Source organism: Pararhodobacter sp. CCB-MM2 (assembly GCF_001691415.1).
Lineage (GTDB): Bacteria > Pseudomonadota > Alphaproteobacteria > Rhodobacterales > Rhodobacteraceae > Pararhodobacter.
In genome coordinates this window covers 83884-100589 of sequence record NZ_LRRR01000007.1, presented here as the reverse complement: position 1 = coordinate 100589, position 16706 = coordinate 83884, and the positions used below count along the sequence as shown (strand labels likewise).

The window sequence follows — 16706 nt, the reverse complement described above, 5'->3', positions numbered from 1 at the left end:
GCCTGACATGCTGGATTCTCTCCTCGCCCTGTTCGAGCCGACCACCTTTCTGGTGATCCTGCTCTCGACGACCCTCGGGATCATCCTCGGCGCCATTCCCGGCCTGTCGGGCGGCCTTGGCGTCGCGCTCCTGCTGCCGATCACCTTCGGCATGGACCCGCATGTGGGTCTGGCGATGCTGGTGTCGATCTGGGTCGGCGGCGTCTCGGGCGGGATGATCGGCTCGATCCTGCTGGGCATCCCCGGCTCGCCCTCCTCCATTGCCACGACCTTCGACGGCTACCCGATGACCCGCAACGGCGAAGCGGTGAAGGCGCTCGGCGCGGCCATCGTCGCCAGCTTCATCGGCACCGCCTTCTCGATCCTGATCGCGATGTTCCTGTCGCCGGTGATGGCCCGCCTCTCGCTGCGGCTGGGGCCGTGGGAATACTTCTCGCTGGGCTTCTGCGCCATCGCGCTGGTCGCCGCCCTGTCGCGCGGGTCGATCTTCCACGGCATGGCCGCCGCCGCCTTGGGGCTGCTGCTGTCCTGCGTGGGCTTCGCGCCCATCGACGGCAATGCGCGCTTCACCTTCGGCTCGATCTACCTGTCGGGCGGGATTGACCTTGTGGCGCTGATGCTGGGCCTGTTTGCCCTCAAACAGATTGTGCAGGACCATGCCCGCGGCGAGCAGCAGATCCCCGAAGTCGACGTGCGCGACATCAAGGGCTTCGGCGTCAGTCTGCGTGAATACATCGACAATGCGTGGAACATCGCGCGCTCGTTCCTGATCGGGCTGTGGATCGGCTTCCTGCCCGGCATGGGCGCGGCTTTGTCGAACATGGTGGCCTATGCGCAGGCGAAATCCGCCTCCAAACACCCGGAGAAATTCGGCAAGGGCTGTGTCGACGGGGTCTTCGCCTCCGAGACCTCGAACAACGCCTCGGTCGGCGGGTCGCTGATCCCGATGGTGGCGCTGGGGATCCCCGGCGATGGCACCACGGCGATCCTGCTGGGTGGGTTGATGATCCACGGCATTCAGGCCGGGCCGCTGCTGTTCGCCAACAACCCGGACATCGTCTATGCGCTGTTCCTGACCGCGCTACTGGCTGCCGTGCTGGTGCTGTTCCTGCAGTATTTCGGCATGCGCCTGTTCCCGGCGATCCTGAAGATCCCGTACCATTACCTCTATCCGGCGATCGTGGTTCTGGGCTTCATCGGCGTCTTCGTCGGCTCCTCCACCGCGTTCAATTACCTGCTGTTGCTGGGATTTGCGGCCTTGGGCCTGCTGATGGACCGGGTGAAACTGCCGGTCGGCCCCTTCATTCTGGCCTTCATCCTCGGCCCGATGCTGGAGCTGAACCTGCGCCGCGGCATCACCTACACCGACGAGGGGATCGTGCCGTTCTTCACCCGCCCGATCTCGGCCCTGCTGCTGCTGGTGGCGCTGCTGAGCATCGCCTGGCCCTATCTCTCGCCTTGGCTGAAGGCTCGCAAGGCCGCCCGCAACGGCGAGGCCTCGTGACCCCGGCAGGCACCGGACGCAAGTGAGCAGAGGGGCGACTGAAAGGTCGCCCCTATTGCGTGTTCAGGGCGCGTTGATAGGCCCTCTCCTGCGCGGGCCAGGTCGAGCGGATATAGGCCAGCACCGCCCGGATCTGATCATCCGTCAAGACGCCGGCGAAACCGGGCATGTTGCTCTCGTAGCCATTGCCGATGACGGCGGCGCTGCCCTCGCGCGTGATGCGGAACAGCAGGGCGTCGTCATGGTGCCATGTGTGGCCGCTCGCATCATGTGGCGGGGCGGGCAGGCGTCCGTCCGGGCCGGGCCGTTGCCAATCCGGCTGGCCCTGCAATTGCGCCCCATGACACGCGGCGCAAGTCTCGGCGTAGAGCACCCGCCCCTCTCCGATCCGCACCTGCGCTTGAAGCCGGCTCGCCACCCACCATCCCCCCGCGACAAGCGCGAGGGTCAGGGGTAGGGCAATCAGAAAGAGGCGGGTGCGGGGCATCTCACTCGATCCCGTTCGCGCGCTGCAGGGCGCGGACATAGGTGACGATGGCCACCACATCGCCGCGGGTCACATGCGGCTGCGGCGGCATGTCGCCGAACGGCCAATGATGCGCGCGCACGCCCTGCGCGACGGCCATCAGGAAGGCCATGTCGCCATGGTGCGAGGGTTCGTAGATGCGGTGGATCAGCGGCGGGCCGAAGCCCTCGCGCCCGGCGGCATTTGCACCGTGACATTCGGCACAGACAGCGTTGAAGGCCTGTTGGCCCAGTTGCTCGCGGTCGCTGAGGGTCTCCAGCGGCGTGACGGCGACGATGGCGTCGCCCTCGGGCTCGGCGGTTTGCGAGATGGGGGCGCGCGGGATCAGAAAACTGGCCCCGATCCCCAGCGCAGCCACGGGGGCGAGGGAGGGAAGACGGCGGAATTTCATAGGTTTGTCCTGACAATAAGATCAGCCGGACCCGCCGTCGGGCGGGCCTTTGAAGGAATGCGGATCTGTCAGGCGCGGGGTGGAGGGGGGTCCGCCATCGGCTGGCTGCGGGCCATCCGGTTGAGGATCGTGGGCCGTGGAGCCGCGCGGGTCGGGGCGGTCCCGTGCAACGACACCGGGGACATCAGCGCCAGCGGAGCGCAACAGCCGGCGCTACCGGCGCAATCCTGCCCGTCGCAGGGGGCCGGATCGTGGCAAGTGATCGAGGCATCGTCGTGGCAGCTCATTTGCGCATGCGGCATTTCCTCCGCCGGCACCGCCAGTTGCGGGGCAAGGCCGATTGAGAGCCAGACAAACAAGGTGAACAGCCAGATGACGCGCAACGAGGAACCTCCGTGTGCGGATCATCGCTTGGGACCGGCGGCAAGGTCAATCGCCGCCGGCTGCAAGGTCGCGTGATCGGGGTTACAGCGTGTGGCCCGCGCGCGCGCCGGTATGGGCGCCGTCCTGCCATGTCAGGCGGCCGTTGACCCAGACCTTCTCGATCCCGGCGGCGGTCTGCTTGGGAACCTCATAGGTCGCGCGGTCGATGATCGTCTCGGGATCGAAGAGCACCAGGTCGGCGAAGGCCCCCTCGCGCAGGACGCCACGATCGGTCAGGCCGAAGCGGTCTGCAGACATGCCGGTCATGCGCGCCACGGCATTTTCCAGTGGGAACAGGCCCTTGTCGCGGGCGTAATGGCCCAGAACGCGCGGGAAGGTGCCCCAGACACGCGGGTGGGGATGGTTGCCCTCGGCGATGGCATCCGAGCAGATCAGCGTCAGGTCATGGGTCAGGATGCGCTGCACATCGTCCTCGCCCATGATGAAGAACACGCCCATGGCCGGCAGCAGCCGCTCCATCGCGGCGTCCAGATCGACGCCCCATTCGCGCGCCACGTCTTCCAGATCCCGGCCCGACATCTCCGGGTACGGCTTCGATCCCGCGACGATCACCCGGCTGGCCTGCTTGTGCCGGCCCGAGTTGAGCATCGTCGACGAGGCAATATAGGGCGTCGTGTCCAGCCCCATCGAGAGGCTGGCGCGGGCCGCGTCGATCATCGGCAGGGTCTGGCAGGACTTGCCATGGTTCGCCAACCCCGCGCATTTGTGGTGCGAGATATGGATCGGCACCTCGGTCGCATGGCCGATGTCGATGGCCTCTTGCAGACCCTCGATCACCCGGTCGCCCTCGTCCCGCATATGGGTGACGTACATCTTGCCCGGATGGTTGCGCAGGACGCGGGTGACCTCGATCAACTCGTCGGTATCCGAGCCGCGCGCGGGCGGGTAGAACGGGCCGGTCGACAGACCCTTGCCGCCCTCGGCCAGCGCCTGATCCAGCTGCGCGCACATAGCCTTCAGCTCGGCCCGGTCGGCGGGACGCGACAGGTCGGCCATCATGTTCACCCGCAGGTTCGAATGGCCGATCAGACAGGCCGCATTCACCGAGGCCGGGTTGTCGCGCAGGAAGCGGTCATAGGCGGCATAGGTGCGAAACCGCGGGAAGGCGTCGTTGACCACCGCGCCCAAGGGCATCGGCAGCGGCGCATCCGTGGTCAAAGGCGCGATGGAGAAGCCGCAATTGCCGTTCACCACCGTGGTCACGCCTTGGCTCAGGGCGGATTCCAGCTGCGGATTGACCAGCACGGCCTCGTCGTAATGCACATGCACGTCGATGAAGCCGGGCGCCAGAACCTTGCCGCCCGCGTCGTGTTCGACCCCGGCCGCCCAGCCCGAGAGGTCGCCGATCGCCGCGATACGGTCATCGCGGATGGCGAGGTCGCCGGCACGGCGGGGCGCGCCCGTTCCGTCGATGAGAAGGGCGTTGCGGAGGATCGTATCGGCGTGCATCAGGTCGTTTCCTTGAGGGGGGTGCCCCCGGCATCGTCGCCGGAGGCCGTCTTGGCCGGTCCCCTGTCGCCCGCGGCGCGCGCGGCGAGGTGGGCCAGCAGGATCAGGATCATCAGCGGCACCGCCACCGCGACCCAGACCAGAGAGAACGGCAGAGTGTCGGCCGCGGCGTACCAGTTGCGCATCAGGTAGCCGCGCTCGACGCGCAGGTTCGGCCCGAAGACGCTGAACCACAGGATCGGCAGCAGGTAGATCAGCACCACCGCCCCCCGCACGAGGCCCGCCAGCAGCGCCAGAACCGGCGACGACAGGCTGGCCGTCATCAGCGCCGGGTCGAACCGCCGTTTGAAGCTGAGCGTCGCCCCCATGAGGCCCGCCCAGATCATGCAGTAACGCGCCAGTTCCTCGGTCCAGGGCGGCGGGCTGGCGAAGACGTAGCGCGCCACGACCTGCAGGAAGACCACCGACACCAGAAGCGCCAGCGCCAATTGGCAGGCGAGGCTCGCCACCCGGTCCAGCCCGTCGCTGAACCGGACCAGCGGATGCCGCGTCTCACTCATCGCGGGCGGCTTCTGCGGCGGCGGTATAGGCCTCGATCACCTGCGGCGCGGCCAGATCGGGCAGCACGGTGGCGATGGCGCCGACCAGACGGTCCCGCTCGCCCTCGGCCAGTTCGCTGACGGTGACGCCGGCCGCTTCCTGACGGCTGCGGACCTCGGGACGCCAGGCGTCGACCCAAGCGCGGTTGGCGGCGATCCCGGCCTCCAGCGCTGCGTCGATCTGGGCGCGCTCATCGTCCGACAGGCCCTCGTACCAATCGAGGGACAGCACGATGCTGCGGGCCGAGGGCGACATGTCGAGCTGTGTGAAGTTGTGCAGGAATTCGGTGTGGCCCGTCCGCAAGGCAGAATTCGGCGCGTTCAGATAGCCGTCTGCCACACCCGTCTGGATGGCATTCGCCACCTCGGACCAGGCGATGATGGTGCCCGTCGCGCCCATGGCTTCGATTTGCTCCAGCTGCTCGGGGTTCAGGGCGCGGATGCGCAGGCCGCCGAAATCCTCCATCCGGGTGACGGCGCGGTCGGTGGTGTGGATACCGACGCCCACGCCGATCATGTTGAACCCGGCCAGCACCACGCCCGTGCGCTCCAGCTCGGCATTGATCTGGCCGCGCAGGTCGGAGCCGGCGAAGGCGCGGTCGAAATGGGCCTCGTCGTCGAACAGGAAGGGCAGGAAGATCCCCTTGGCGTAATCCGAGACGCGAAACAGCGTCGGCGAGGCCGCGAGGTCGATTTCCAGAAGGCCCTGGCTCACCTGATCGAAGGCCTCGCTTTCACCGCCGAGCGTGCCGTTGGGAAAGACGGTGACGGTGAACTCGGTGCCTTCCAGCGCCTCGGCAAAGCCTGCGACGAAGGCGGCCTCGGCGTTCAGGACGGGATCATTGACGCCATTCATCGCCAGCTTGATCTCGGCCGCCTGCGCGGCGAGCGCGGTCGAGCAGAGAAGCAGCGCGGCAAGGGGGGTACGGAAAGGACGGGTCATGGGGTTACTCCTGTTGGTTTGTTGTTGTTTCGGGTCAGATCAGGCCCAGCCATTGCGGCAGCGCGAGGCTGAGGGCCGGCACATAGGTGATGACGAAAAGCAGGATGATCTCGGCGATCAGGAAGGGCAGCGTGGCCCGCACGAGGCGCCAGTAATCCAGCTGCACCGTGGTGCCGAGGATCAGCAGCACCCCGCCGACCGGCGGCGACAAAAGGCCCACGGTGATGTTGAGGCAGATGATCATCCCCAGCTGCACCGGATCGACCCCCAGCGCCACGGCGGCGGGCACGAAGATCGGGGCCAGCAGGGCCACGGCGGCCTTCACGTCCATCACCATCCCGGCGACGAGGAAGATCACGTTGATCAGCAGCAGATAGCCGGTCTGCGACAGGCCCCAGCCTTCGACCACGGCCAGAACCGCCTCGGGCCAGTGCAGCAGCGCGGCGAGGTAGCTGAAGGTCGAAATCGCGCAGAGGATCAGGAAGATCGCGCCCAGCAGCGTGCCCGAACGGATCAGGCTCTCGCGGATCGCGGCGGCGTTCAGGTGCCGGGTCGACACGCCGACCACCAGCGCGACGATCACCGCCAGCGCCGCCGCCTCGGCCGGGGTGGCGACGCCCAGAACCGTGCCGCCCAGGATGATCAGCGGCATCAGCAGGGCCGGAAGGGCACGCAGGACGACGCGGGCGGCGGGCTCTCGCGGGGCGGTGGGATCGATGCCGCGCGGGTGGTTGTCGCGGTGGGCGTAGAAGGCGTTCATGCCCATCAGCATCGCCGCGAGCAACAACCCCGGCACGATCCCCGCCGCGAACAGCGCCGCGACCGAGGTGTTCATCAGCGCGCCGTAGAAAATCAGGATCGACGAGGGCGGGATGATCGGCCCGATGATCGACGAGGCCGCGGTGATTGCCGCCGCATAATCGCGGGTATAGCCGCGCCGCTCCATCTCGGGGACCAAGCCGCTGCCAAGCGCCGCCGCGTCCGAGATGGCCGAGCCCGAGACACCGGCGAAGAACACCGAGGTCAGCACGTTCACATGCCCCAGCCCTCCGCGCAGCCAGCCCACCAGAAGCATCGACAGATCGGTCAGCGCCTTGGTGATCCCGCCCCGGTTCATCAGGTCGCCCGCAAGGATGAACAGCGGCATCGCCAGAAAGGCGAAGACATCGAGCTGGCTGAACATGCGCTGCGGCAGCACCGCCAGATAGCGCAGGTTGTCCGAAGCCACGAAGCTGAGCACCGCGCCCGCCCCGATGACGAAGGCGATCGCCGCCCCCGCAGCCAAGGCGATGCCCAGAAAGGGCAGCAAGAAGAGATACATGAAGGGCGACCCTGTCGTTCTTATCGTTTCCGTGACGGTAAGCGCGACGATGGGTATCGGGAAACAGAAACTATTTGCGTTCTGCATAGCATATTTCTATGCCCATCGCATGCGCAGCGTGACCCTTCAGCGGATGGAAGTCTTCCGGGCGATCTTCGAGACCGAGAGCATCTCGGGCGCAGCGCGGCGTTTGGGGTTGTCACAGCCGACGGTCAGCCGTCACCTCAAGGATTTTCAGGCGGCGATGGATACGGAGTTCTTCGTGTTCATCGATGGCCGCATGCAACCCACCTCGGCCGGGCGGGTTCTGTACCGCGAAAGCGATCTGTTGCGAGAAGGCGCCGACCGGGTGGAGAAGACGCTTCAGGCGATCCGCCGGGGCAGTCACCGTCCCTTGTCCCTGTGTTGTGTGGCGGGTCTGGCCGAGCAGGTCCTCTCGGGCGTTATCGCCGCGCGCATCCAGAAATTCCCGGACGAGCGCTTTGACATCGCCGTCGCCGGCGCGGCCGAGCAGATCCGCAAGATCCGCGAATCCGTGATCGACCTTGGGGTGATGATCGGCGAGGTCAGCTGCAACGACCTGACCAAGGTGAAGGTCGGCCAAGGCCATTACGTACTGGTCACCGGGCCCGGCCACCGTTTTCACGCCGAGGCCTCGCTCACATGGGAGGCGTTGCTGGAGGCGCGGCACGAGTTGGCCTCGCTGCCACAGAACAGCCCGATGACGCTGCCGGTGGTCACGGCTTTCCCGGCCTTTGCCGAGGATGGGCGCGACACGGTAATCCTGCGCAATCTGCAACTGGCGCTGCCGATTGCGGCGCATCTGGGCATTCCGCATATCCTCGACAATTTCTCGGTCGGGGATCGGCGTCTGGGCGATTGTCGGGTGATCCCGATCGAACCGGCGTTGAGCTTTCCGGTCTGGGCCGTGCACCGTCCCGGCGACCGCAATCACGGGCTGATCCGCGACTGCATCCAGTTGTTGCGTCGGGTGCTGGCGGGATAGACCCCGCCAGCGCCTTGGTCAGGCGGTGACGAAATGCAGCCCGCCCAGCACGAACAGCAGCAGGAACAGCGTCTGCGCAAGGATCATCAACAGCGGCCAGCCGCCGATGCGGATCATCGCGCCCGGTGCCGTGCGGATACCGACCGAAGCCATCGACAACAGCAGTGCCCAGCCCGACAGCTGCACGAGGAAGCTGCGCAGAAGCTCGGGGATCAGGCCGAAGGAGTTGATGATGGCGAGAACCGCGAAGGCCAGCAGGAAGCCGGGCACTGCCGGGGGATGCTCGCCCGCCGAGGTGGTACGACGGCGGCGGAACCACAGCGACAGGATCACCACCACCGGGGCCAGCATTGCCACGCGGATCAGCTTGACCAGCACGGCCACCTCGCCTGCCGGCTCCGACAGCGAGAAGCCCGCGCCGACCACCTGCGCCACATCATGGATCGACGCCCCGAGGAAGATGCCGCTGGTCATGTCATCAAGGGACAGATGCCGCGCCAGCACCGGATAGAGGACCATCGCCAGCGTGCTCATGATCGTCACGCCGAGGATCGTCACCCCGAGGTCGCGCTCGGCCTTGTCGCGGTCGGGCAGGATCGCGCTCAAGGCCATGGCGGCCGAGGCGCCGCAGATCGCCACCGACCCGCCGGACAGAAGCCCGAACTGCGTGTCGCGGCGGAAGATCCAGCCCAGCAGCACCCCGAAGGCGATGGTCGCCAGCACGCCGGCGATCACCAGACCGATCACCCCGGCCCCGAGGTCGCGCAGCATGTCGACGCTGATCCGCACACCCAGAAGCGCCACGCCGATGCGCAGGATCGCCCGCGCGCCGACCTGAATGCCGGGGGCGCAGCGGGGGTCTTCGGACAGGAAGTTGACGGCGATGCCCAGAAGCAGCGCCATCAGCATCGCCGGCGCGCCATAGGTCAGCGACAGGAACTTCGCCGCCAACGCCACCAGCGCCACGACCATCAGCCCCCGCCCCTGTGTCGCGATCAGACCGCGCAGGGATCCCACCAGCCCGCCCGCCGTCATGACAGGCTCTCGAACCCGGCGGACAGGTCGGCGATCAGGTCGTCGGCATGCTCCAGACCGGCGTGGAAACGCACCATCGGCGCCTCCTCGGGCAGGCCTTGCAGGGAGGCGCGGGTCCGTTCGGGCTCGATCGGCATGGCGAGGCTCTCGAATCCGCCCCAGCTGCTGCCGATCCCGAACAGCTGCAGCGCATTCAGATAGGCGGTGGTGTCGAAGCCGGGCTTGAACACCACGGTCAGAAGGCCGTTGTCCCCCTGCCCGTCGCGCTGCCACAGGGCGTGGCCGGGATGGTCCTGCAGCCCCGGATGGAGCACGCGCAGCACCTCGGGCCGGGTGGCAAACCACTCGGTCAGGGCAAGGCTGTTCTGGCCGTGACGCTCCAGCCGCAGACCCAGCGTGCGGATGCCGCGCAGGGTGGCATAGGCCTCGTCCGGGGCCAGCGTCTGGCCGGTCAGATGCACGGCGCGGCGCAGCACGGCGGCCGCCTCGCCCTTGGCCGCAGCGGCCCCCATCATCACATCGGCATGGCCGCCGAGGTACTTGGTGCCCGCCACGACCGAAACGTCGCAACCCAGCTCCAGCGGGCGGTACAGCCAGCCCGAGGCATAGGTGTTGTCGGCAATCGTCACCAAGCCCGCGCCGCGTGCCCATTGGGTCAGCGCGGGCAGGTCCATGACCTCGTAGGTTTGCGAGCCGGGGCTTTCGACCCAGACCAGCTTGGTCTTCGGCGTCACATAGGCCGACAGGTCCACCGCGTCCGAGGGGAACAAGTCGTAGGTGATGCCCAGCGGTGCCAGCACCTCGTCGCAAAACGTGCGGGTCGCGCCGAACACGGTGTCGACCAGCAGCAGGTGATCGCCCGGCCGCAGGAAGGCCATCAACGTCGCCGAGATCGCCGCGACGCCCGAGGGGAACAGCCATGCCCCCTCGCCGCCTTCCAAATCGGCAATCGCCTGCATCAGCGCATGCGCCGTGGTCGTGCCGCGACGGCCGTAGGAGAGGATGTACTCGTCGCTCTCGCGTGCGGCCTTGACGGCTTTGTAGCTTTCGACCGTGTCATGCAGGATGGTCGAGGCCCGCACCACCGGCGGGTTCGCCGGGCCGGGGCGCTGCGCCTGTCCGTAATGGCACAGCTTGGTGTCGCGATGCATGACTTACTCCGCCGCGTTCAGGGGGAGGGGCTGCAACACGGCGCGTTCCTGAGCATCGAGCTGCTCCAGCAGGCCCATTTCCCAGCTCAGGTATTGCCGCGCGGCCTCGAGATTGCCGTCATGACGATCATGTACGAAGAACAGATAGTCGATGCAATCTTCCTGTACAGGCGTGTCAGGCGTCTCGACCACGGTCAGACCGGCCTCGGCCCAATCGGCCGGACCGCCCGGAGCGGCGACCACATCCTCGGCCCCCAGCTCTTTCAGGCGCTGCATCACGCCTGCGATCAGCGCGGCCGAGCGACCCAGCACGACGATCCGCCCCTGCGCGTCCGCCTCGGTCAGGCGGGCACGGGTGACCCAGCGCGCGCCGTCGACATGGCCGGCGCGGTAGTCCAGCCCGCGCGAGGCGTCGAGCAGCGTGGCCCCGGCCAGCGCCGACGGCGGCACGCGGGGGCAGAGGTTGGGTTCCGCCGCGACCGGCTGGCCCTGTTCACGGCCCTTGCGCGCATCGGCGTTGAGCAAATGCACCTCATGGCCCATGCCGCGCAGCCAGATGGCGGTGGTCATCGCCCGAAGGCCCAGATCGTCGGACAGCACGATCCGCGCGCGGCGGGTGGCGAGGTATTCATCCGTCGCCTGCACCAGCTGGCCGCCGGCGGCGTGACGGGCCCCGGCCCAATGCGCGGCCTCGTATTCCTCGCGGGTGCGGACGTCGAACAGATAGGTCGTGCGGCTGTCATCGCGCAGCCACTCCGCGACCGTCTCGGGCGAGACGACGGATTGGCCGGTCGCCACGATCAGCTCGGCAGCGCGCTCGCTGGCCATGGCTTCGCCCTTCGCGTCCAGCGCCGCCAGCTGGCCCGGCTCGGCGCCGTAGCGCAGCTCGAACCCGGCCAGACGCCAGCCTTGCGTGCCGTTGCGCAGCGCATAGACCGGGTTCGGGAGGCCGAGGTTGCGCAGGGATTGCGCGCCGATGATCGACCGGGTGCGGCCGGCGCAGTTCACGACGATCGGCGTCTGCGCATCGGCCACCAGCGTCGGCAAGCGGTAGCCCAGCTCGGCATTGGGGCAGGACTGCGCGCCCGGCAGCGCCATCTTGTGGAACTCGGCCGGCGAACGTCCGTCCAGCACCACCATCTCGGTGCCGTCCTCCTGCCAGGCCTTCAGCTCCTCGGCAGAGATGGAGGGTGTGTCAAAGGCATGCTCGACCAGCTCGCCGAAGGTCTTCGACGGCACGTTCACGCCCTTGAACAGCGTATAGCCTGCGGCAACCCAGGCCGGCGCGCCGCCGTCCAGAACCTGCACGTCGGTATAGCCGATGGCCTCCAGCCGGGCGGCGGCCAGATCGGCCACGCGGTCGCCGTCATCCATCAGCACACAGGTCGTGGCCTTGCGCGGCACCAGAACCGGGGCGCGGGTCTCGATCACGCTGTAGGGCAGGTTCACGCAGAAGAAGGGATGCCCCTCGCCGTATTGGCCATGTTCGCGGATGTCGAGGAATGCAATTTCCCCGTTCGCGCTCAAGAGTTGCTTGAGCGCGTTCGCATCGATCCGTTTCATCGAAGGTCCTTCCGATCAGGTCCGCGTTTTCACGCCGACCGACATGATTTTGTAGGTATTGGCCGTGGTGTCGAAGGCCTTGCGCTCGGTCAGGGTCTCCAGCGGGCGGCCGTAGAAATGCAGGTGGCGGATGATCTGGTCACCCCGGATCTCGACGCTGTGGATGTCGTCGGGCATCAGGCCCAGCGATTGGCCCGGCGCGATCTCGACGACGCGGTCCACGCCCAGACGGGCGACGCCCTCGGTCTGGCCGTCATCCTCGCGGCGGTAGACGGTGTTGTGCTCGGAGCCCGAGACAGCGGCGATGCAGGCCCAGGTCGTGTGGTCATGCGGCGGGATCTTCTTGCCCGAGCGCATGACGTTCAGATACAGCGTGATCCCCTCGGGGCCCTCGCCACCGATCCGGTAGCGCGCCTGCTTCTCGTCGGCGTCGGGCGGCGGGAAATCGGCTTCGGCCCAGAGGCTCGCATCCTCGGCCAGCACCTGCACATCCTGGCGGATCCGGTCCAGCACGTCGCGGTCCAGCGCGGCCGCATCGAGGCGGCCACGGGTGTCGGCGATCAGGCGCGAGACGATCTCGGCGCGGCGCGCGGCGACGGCATCATTGGCGGACATGGGGTTTCCTTTCACTCACTTAAGGTCTTGGGTCGGCGGGGCCCCTGCCCCGCGCGACGGTATGTCGGGGGCCCGGATCAGCGGGCCTTGGCGATGCGGCGGCCGAGGCTTCCCAGCATCGGGGCCAGCCACATTAGGGCGGAGACGGCGATCATCGCGGCCGAGATCGGGTGGGCGACCGGGTCGATGAAGACCAGCCAGTCACCACGGGCAATCAGCAGCGAATTGGCGAACGAGGCTTCCATCTGCGCGCCCAGCACGAGGCCGAGGATGGCCGGCCCCAGCGGGATGCCAGCCCGGTTCATCACATAGGCGACGACCCCGGCGACCAGTGCGACCCAGACGTTGAACAGGTTGTTCCCGTCCGAATAGGCGCCCAGCACGCAGAGCAGCAGGATCACCCCCACCATCACGCTGCGCGGGATGGCGAAGACCGTGCCCGAGACGAGGCGGATCACCACGAAGGCCAGCGGCCACATCACCAGATTGCAGGCAAGGAAGGCCACGATGATCATCCAGGCGATGCCGCTGTTTTGCGTGAACAGCAGGGGGCCCGGGACCAGCCCGTGCAGGGCCATCGCGCCGATGAACAGCGCCGAGGTCGAGTTGCCGGGGATTCCCAGCGACAGCAGCGGCACCATCGACGAGGCGGTGACCGAGTTGTTGGCGGCCTCGGGCGCGGCGATGCCCTCGGGCGTGCCCTGGCCCCATTCCGGCTCGCCGGGCTGGCCGGCAAAGCGGCGGCGGAAGCGACGCGCGGCTTGGTCATAGGCAAGGTAGATTGCCATCAGCATACCCGCACCGGGCAGGACGCCGATGAAGTTACCGATAGCCGAAGCGGTCAGCCAGGTCGGCATCAGGCGGCGCAGCAGGCTGCCCTCCAGCCGCATCGAGCCGATCTTCGGCAGGCCGGTCTGGGCGCTCTCATCGCCGCGTTCCTTGACGATGTCGCGCATCAGTTCCAGCGCGGCGGCGACGCCGAACAGGCCGACCAGCAGCGGCACGAAGGGGATGCCCTCGATCAGGTTGACGTTGCCGAAGGTATAGCGCGGGAAGCCGGTGGACTGGCTGAAGCCGACCATGGCCACCAACAGACCCAGAGCCGCCGAGATGACGCCCTTGAGGATGTTGTTCTTCAGCAGGCCTACGACACAGGACAGGCCCAGAACGGTCAGCGCCGCGTTCTCGACATAGCCGAAGCGCAGGGCAACTTGCGCCAGCAACGGGGCGCAGATCAGCAGCACCAGCGCGCTGAGGATGCCGCCCACCACGGACGAGGTCATTGCGATGGACAGCGCGCGACCGGCGTGACCGCGGCGGGCCATGGCGTTGCCGTCAAGCGTGGTCAGCAGCGCGGCGGCGGTGCCGGGGACGCGCAGCATGATGGCAGGAATGGCCCCACCCGTGGCGGCCGCGCAATAGACGCCGACCATCAGCGCCAGCGCCTGTTCGACGGGCAGGCTGAACGAGAAGGGGATAAAGACGGCAAAGGCGATGTTGTCGTTGATGCCGGGGATCGAGCCGACGACGAGGCCGACGAACACGCCCAGCACCAGCATCATCAGCACCGAGGGCTGCAGCAGGACGGAAAAGCCGAGAAGGATCAGGTCCATGGTCTCACAGCCCCGGAGCGATGGCCTGCAGCATCGAGCGCGGCAGACGCACTTCCAGCAGCAGGACGAAGATGGTGTAGCTGACGGCAGTGATCAGCAGGGCGACGCCCGCGATCTTCACCGGTTGGCGCATCCCGGCGAGGGCGAGGAAGCCCAGCTGCGCGACGAAGGTCGACAGGCCGAAGCCCAGACCCATCGACAGCGCCGTGGCCCATCCGGCCATCAGGGCGACGCAGGCGCCGGCGGGCAGAAGGTCGGCGGATCCCAGCGGGGCCTTCGGGTCCTCGCGCAGCGACAGCACCAGCTGCATCACGGCGGCAAGGCCCAGAACCGAAGCCACGACCAGCGGGAAGGGGCGCGAGCCCGCGTCGAAGGACAGCGCTTGCAGGGCGGCATAGGCGGCCACGCCGATCAGCGCGAGGGCGGTCCAGAGATCAATGTTGCGCCAGCGCGCGGAGGGAGAGGAGGACATGGTCGTTCCGGAATGGGTCAGCAAGTCGAGAAAGGCGAGCGCCCCGGCCCGGGAGCAGGGGGCCGGGGCGTCGCGGTCCGGTTACTGGCCCAGACCGTGCTCTTCAATGATCGCCGAGGAGGTGGCGTCATAGGCGTTGATGATTTCCGCGAAACGGGCGGCCGGGCGGAAGCTGACGGTGTAGCCCGCCTCGGTGAAGCGCTGCTGGAAGCCCTCGTCCTCGGCCACGGTCTGCATCAGGTCCGACAGGAAGGCCACGACCTCGTCCGGGGTGCCGGCGGGCACGGCCAGACCGCGGAAGGTGGCCCACAGCGGCAGGCCGAGGCCGGCTTCCTCGAAGGTCGGGACATCCGGGAAGTTCGGATCGCGTTCCTCGGCGGCGACGGCCAGCAGGCGAACGGTGCCGCCTTGTGCATGGCTCGCAGCCTCACCCAGCGGCCAGAAGGCGCCGTCGACATGGCCACCCAGCACCATCTGCAGCTGCTGGCCGAAACCGTTGGACGGCAGGTAGGTGAACTGCATGTCGCCCGCCGCTTCCAGCGCGAGGCCCGACATGTGGTGCGAGGTGCCGATGCCGGCGACCGACATGGTCAGCGGGGCTTCGGTGGCGGCGGCGACGAAATCCTCGATCGAGGCGAAGCGCGAGTCGGCCGGCACGGCGATGACCTGCGGGTCGAGGTTATAGGCCGCGACCGGGGTGAAATCGGTGATCGCATAGGGCGCGCCCGACAGGCGCGGGTTGGTCACGACCGAGCTGGTGATCGCCAGCACGGTGTAGCCATCGGGCTCGGCTTGGGCGACATAGTTCTGGCCGACGATGCCGCCGCCACCAGCGCGGTTGGAGACCTGGATCTCGACACCGTCGAGATGGGCATTCGCCGCATCGGCGATCAGCCGCGCGGTGGTGTCCACGGCCCCGCCCGGCGCGAAGGGCACCACGAGGTCGATGTTCTGCGTCGGGTAATCCTGTGCGAAAGCCGGGGCCAGCGCGGCCAGCGACAGGGTGACACCCAGGGCAGCGGGCTTCAGCGGGGAAAGGATGGGGGTCATGGATCGGGTCTCCTGTCGTCGGTTGTGTCGGGGGCCCTTGGGGCACCGGGTTTTTGCTTGTGAGGCGACGCTAGCCAGCAAAAAACATTAGGTCTATTTAGAAGTTTTCATATATCCTTCATATTCTCTAATGTGAACGCCGTATGACACCTGACTTTACCCTCGCCAATCTGCGCACCCTTCTGGCCATTGCCGACACCGGCAGTTTCGAGGCCGCAGCCGAGCGTGTGGGCCGCACGCAATCCGCTGTTACCCAGCAAATGCAAAAGCTTGAGGCCCAAAGCGGCACCAGCCTGTTCCGCACGGACGGGCGGCGCCGGCTGCTGACTCCGGCCGGGGAAACGCTGGTGGTCTATGCCCGCGAGATCCTGTCGATGTCGCGCTACGCCCTTGCCGCGATGGAACAGGCCGACGAGCGCGGGGTCCTGCGTCTCGGCGCCCCGCCCGAGGTGGCCGATGGTCTTCTGCCCCCCGTTCTGGCCCGGTTCGCCGAGGCCATGCCCTCGGTCCGGCTGATCCTCAACGTTGGCCGCAGCCCTGAGCTGATGACCATGGTGCAGGAGGGGCGGCTGGATGCGACCATATCCACCCGGCGCTCGGATGTGCTGGACAGCCGGCTGATCGCCTCGCTCAAGGCCTGCTGGATCGCCGCGCCGAATTTCGACTGGGACCGCAACCTGCCGGTGCCGTTAATCCTTGCCGACGAGCCCAGCATGTTCCGCCGCATCGCCCTTGCAGCGCTGGATGTGAACGGATTGTCCTATGTCGAGCGCGTCACCACGCCGTCGCTGGCGGGGGTGCGACTGGCCGTGGCCTCGGGCCTCGGGATCACGGCGCGGACGCAAAGCGCCTTCACCTTCCCCGTCCGAATTCTGGGCGAGGAACGGGGCCTGCCGCCGCTGCCAATGGTCAATTACTACCTCTACAAGGCCCGCCACGATGCCCCGCCCGCCGTGAACCTGCTGGTCGATCTGTTCGAGGCCGAGAGGCAGCGTCAGCACGGCGCGTGAGCCCCTGACTGCTT

At 67.5% G+C, this 16706-nt stretch carries 17 protein-coding genes; 3 read left to right on the top strand and 14 right to left on the bottom strand.

Features of this window, described 5'->3' with window-relative positions; all coding sequences use genetic code 11:
- Window positions 1–7 precede the first annotated feature (7 nt).
- Window positions 8–1504, top strand: coding sequence for a tripartite tricarboxylate transporter permease (locus BCY78_RS09930; RefSeq protein ID WP_068300885.1), 1497 nt, complete (start codon window positions 8–10; stop codon window positions 1502–1504).
- Window positions 1505–1556: 52 nt separating this feature from the next.
- Here the strand turns inward: BCY78_RS09930 and BCY78_RS09925 are convergent, their stop codons facing one another.
- From BCY78_RS09925 to BCY78_RS09895, 7 genes are all read right to left on the bottom strand, one after another.
- Complete coding sequence (locus tag BCY78_RS09925) at window positions 1557–1991, bottom strand: cytochrome c (protein WP_068300882.1); 435 nt, start codon at window positions 1989–1991, stop codon at window positions 1557–1559.
- 1 nt (window position 1992) lies between these two features.
- Window positions 1993–2421, bottom strand: coding sequence for a cytochrome c (locus tag BCY78_RS09920; RefSeq protein WP_068300879.1), 429 nt, complete (start codon window positions 2419–2421; stop codon window positions 1993–1995).
- 68 nt (window positions 2422–2489) lie between these two features.
- On the bottom strand, window positions 2490–2804 hold the full coding sequence (locus tag BCY78_RS09915) for a hypothetical protein (protein ID WP_068300876.1): 315 nt from the start codon (window positions 2802–2804) through the stop codon (window positions 2490–2492).
- 82 nt (window positions 2805–2886) lie between these two features.
- Window positions 2887–4314, bottom strand: coding sequence for an amidohydrolase family protein (locus tag BCY78_RS09910; RefSeq protein ID WP_068300873.1), 1428 nt, complete (start codon window positions 4312–4314; stop codon window positions 2887–2889).
- Window positions 4314–4874 (bottom strand): TRAP transporter small permease, encoded by a 561-nt coding sequence (locus BCY78_RS09905; protein ID WP_068300871.1) that lies wholly within the window; start codon window positions 4872–4874, stop codon window positions 4314–4316. Before BCY78_RS09905 ends, BCY78_RS09910 begins: the two co-directional genes overlap by 1 nt.
- Window positions 4867–5856, bottom strand: coding sequence for a TRAP transporter substrate-binding protein (locus BCY78_RS09900; protein ID WP_068300868.1), 990 nt, complete (start codon window positions 5854–5856; stop codon window positions 4867–4869). Before BCY78_RS09900 ends, BCY78_RS09905 begins: the two co-directional genes overlap by 8 nt.
- Before the next feature lie 34 nt (window positions 5857–5890).
- Entirely contained in the window at window positions 5891–7177 is a 1287-nt protein-coding gene (locus BCY78_RS09895) for a TRAP transporter large permease (protein WP_068300866.1), read from the bottom strand.
- A 109-nt stretch (window positions 7178–7286) separates the two neighbouring features.
- Here BCY78_RS09895 and BCY78_RS09890 point away from each other — a divergent pair, with 109 nt between their 5' ends.
- A complete protein-coding gene (locus tag BCY78_RS09890) occupies window positions 7287–8183 on the top strand; it encodes a LysR family transcriptional regulator (RefSeq protein WP_158515914.1) in 897 nt (298 codons plus the stop codon).
- A gap of 18 nt (window positions 8184–8201) precedes the next feature.
- Here BCY78_RS09890 and BCY78_RS09885 read toward each other — a convergent pair whose 3' ends face one another.
- From BCY78_RS09885 to BCY78_RS09855, 7 genes are all read right to left on the bottom strand, one after another.
- Window positions 8202–9218 carry a YeiH family protein gene (locus tag BCY78_RS09885; protein ID WP_068300863.1) on the bottom strand — a complete coding sequence of 339 codons (1017 nt, stop codon included), beginning with the start codon at window positions 9216–9218 and terminating at the stop codon, window positions 8202–8204.
- Window positions 9215–10369, bottom strand: a complete 1155-nt coding sequence (gene metC / locus BCY78_RS09880) for a cystathionine beta-lyase (RefSeq protein WP_068300862.1) — start codon at window positions 10367–10369, stop codon at window positions 9215–9217. Before metC ends, BCY78_RS09885 begins: the two co-directional genes overlap by 4 nt.
- Window positions 10370–10372: 3 nt before the next feature.
- The gene (locus BCY78_RS09875) at window positions 10373–11932 is read right to left on the bottom strand and encodes a rhodanese-like domain-containing protein (protein WP_068300860.1); all 1560 of its coding nucleotides are present in this window, start codon (window positions 11930–11932) and stop codon (window positions 10373–10375) included.
- A gap of 15 nt (window positions 11933–11947) precedes the next feature.
- Window positions 11948–12547 carry a cysteine dioxygenase family protein gene (locus tag BCY78_RS25215; protein WP_068300859.1) on the bottom strand — a complete coding sequence of 200 codons (600 nt, stop codon included), beginning with the start codon at window positions 12545–12547 and terminating at the stop codon, window positions 11948–11950.
- Between the two features lie 77 nt (window positions 12548–12624).
- Window positions 12625–14160 (bottom strand): tripartite tricarboxylate transporter permease, encoded by a 1536-nt coding sequence (locus tag BCY78_RS09865; RefSeq protein WP_068300858.1) that lies wholly within the window; start codon window positions 14158–14160, stop codon window positions 12625–12627.
- 4 nt (window positions 14161–14164) lie between these two features.
- Window positions 14165–14632, bottom strand: a complete 468-nt coding sequence (locus BCY78_RS09860) for a tripartite tricarboxylate transporter TctB family protein (protein ID WP_068300856.1) — start codon at window positions 14630–14632, stop codon at window positions 14165–14167.
- 81 nt (window positions 14633–14713) lie between these two features.
- On the bottom strand, window positions 14714–15682 hold the full coding sequence (locus tag BCY78_RS09855) for a tripartite tricarboxylate transporter substrate binding protein (RefSeq protein ID WP_068300854.1): 969 nt from the start codon (window positions 15680–15682) through the stop codon (window positions 14714–14716).
- A gap of 143 nt (window positions 15683–15825) precedes the next feature.
- Here BCY78_RS09855 and BCY78_RS09850 point away from each other — a divergent pair, with 143 nt between their 5' ends.
- On the top strand, window positions 15826–16692 hold the full coding sequence (locus BCY78_RS09850; RefSeq protein WP_068300852.1) for a LysR substrate-binding domain-containing protein: 867 nt from the start codon (window positions 15826–15828) through the stop codon (window positions 16690–16692).
- The last annotated feature ends 14 nt before the right edge of the window (window positions 16693–16706 follow it).

What these genes read in the sequence shown, in the direction of transcription:
- BCY78_RS09930 (WP_068300885.1), top strand. Translation starts at nt 8, where the DNA reads ATGCTGGATTCTCTCCTCGCCCTGTTCGAGCCGACCACCTTTCTGGTG.
- BCY78_RS09925 (WP_068300882.1), bottom strand. Translation starts at nt 1,991, where the DNA reads ATGCCCCGCACCCGCCTCTTTCTGATTGCCCTACCCCTGACCCTCGCG.
- BCY78_RS09920 (WP_068300879.1), bottom strand. Translation starts at nt 2,421, where the DNA reads ATGAAATTCCGCCGTCTTCCCTCCCTCGCCCCCGTGGCTGCGCTGGGG.
- BCY78_RS09910 (WP_068300873.1), bottom strand. Translation starts at nt 4,314, where the DNA reads ATGCACGCCGATACGATCCTCCGCAACGCCCTTCTCATCGACGGAACG.
- BCY78_RS09905 (WP_068300871.1), bottom strand. Translation starts at nt 4,874, where the DNA reads ATGAGTGAGACGCGGCATCCGCTGGTCCGGTTCAGCGACGGGCTGGAC.
- BCY78_RS09900 (WP_068300868.1), bottom strand. Translation starts at nt 5,856, where the DNA reads ATGACCCGTCCTTTCCGTACCCCCCTTGCCGCGCTGCTTCTCTGCTCG.
- BCY78_RS09895 (WP_068300866.1), bottom strand. Translation starts at nt 7,177, where the DNA reads ATGTATCTCTTCTTGCTGCCCTTTCTGGGCATCGCCTTGGCTGCGGGG.
- BCY78_RS09890 (WP_158515914.1), top strand. Translation starts at nt 7,287, where the DNA reads ATGCGCAGCGTGACCCTTCAGCGGATGGAAGTCTTCCGGGCGATCTTC.
- BCY78_RS09885 (WP_068300863.1), bottom strand. Translation starts at nt 9,218, where the DNA reads ATGACGGCGGGCGGGCTGGTGGGATCCCTGCGCGGTCTGATCGCGACA.
- metC (WP_068300862.1), bottom strand. Translation starts at nt 10,369, where the DNA reads ATGCATCGCGACACCAAGCTGTGCCATTACGGACAGGCGCAGCGCCCC.
- BCY78_RS09875 (WP_068300860.1), bottom strand. Translation starts at nt 11,932, where the DNA reads ATGAAACGGATCGATGCGAACGCGCTCAAGCAACTCTTGAGCGCGAAC.
- BCY78_RS25215 (WP_068300859.1), bottom strand. Translation starts at nt 12,547, where the DNA reads ATGTCCGCCAATGATGCCGTCGCCGCGCGCCGCGCCGAGATCGTCTCG.
- BCY78_RS09865 (WP_068300858.1), bottom strand. Translation starts at nt 14,160, where the DNA reads ATGGACCTGATCCTTCTCGGCTTTTCCGTCCTGCTGCAGCCCTCGGTG.
- BCY78_RS09860 (WP_068300856.1), bottom strand. Translation starts at nt 14,632, where the DNA reads ATGTCCTCCTCTCCCTCCGCGCGCTGGCGCAACATTGATCTCTGGACC.
- BCY78_RS09855 (WP_068300854.1), bottom strand. Translation starts at nt 15,682, where the DNA reads ATGACCCCCATCCTTTCCCCGCTGAAGCCCGCTGCCCTGGGTGTCACC.
- BCY78_RS09850 (WP_068300852.1), top strand. Translation starts at nt 15,826, where the DNA reads ATGACACCTGACTTTACCCTCGCCAATCTGCGCACCCTTCTGGCCATT.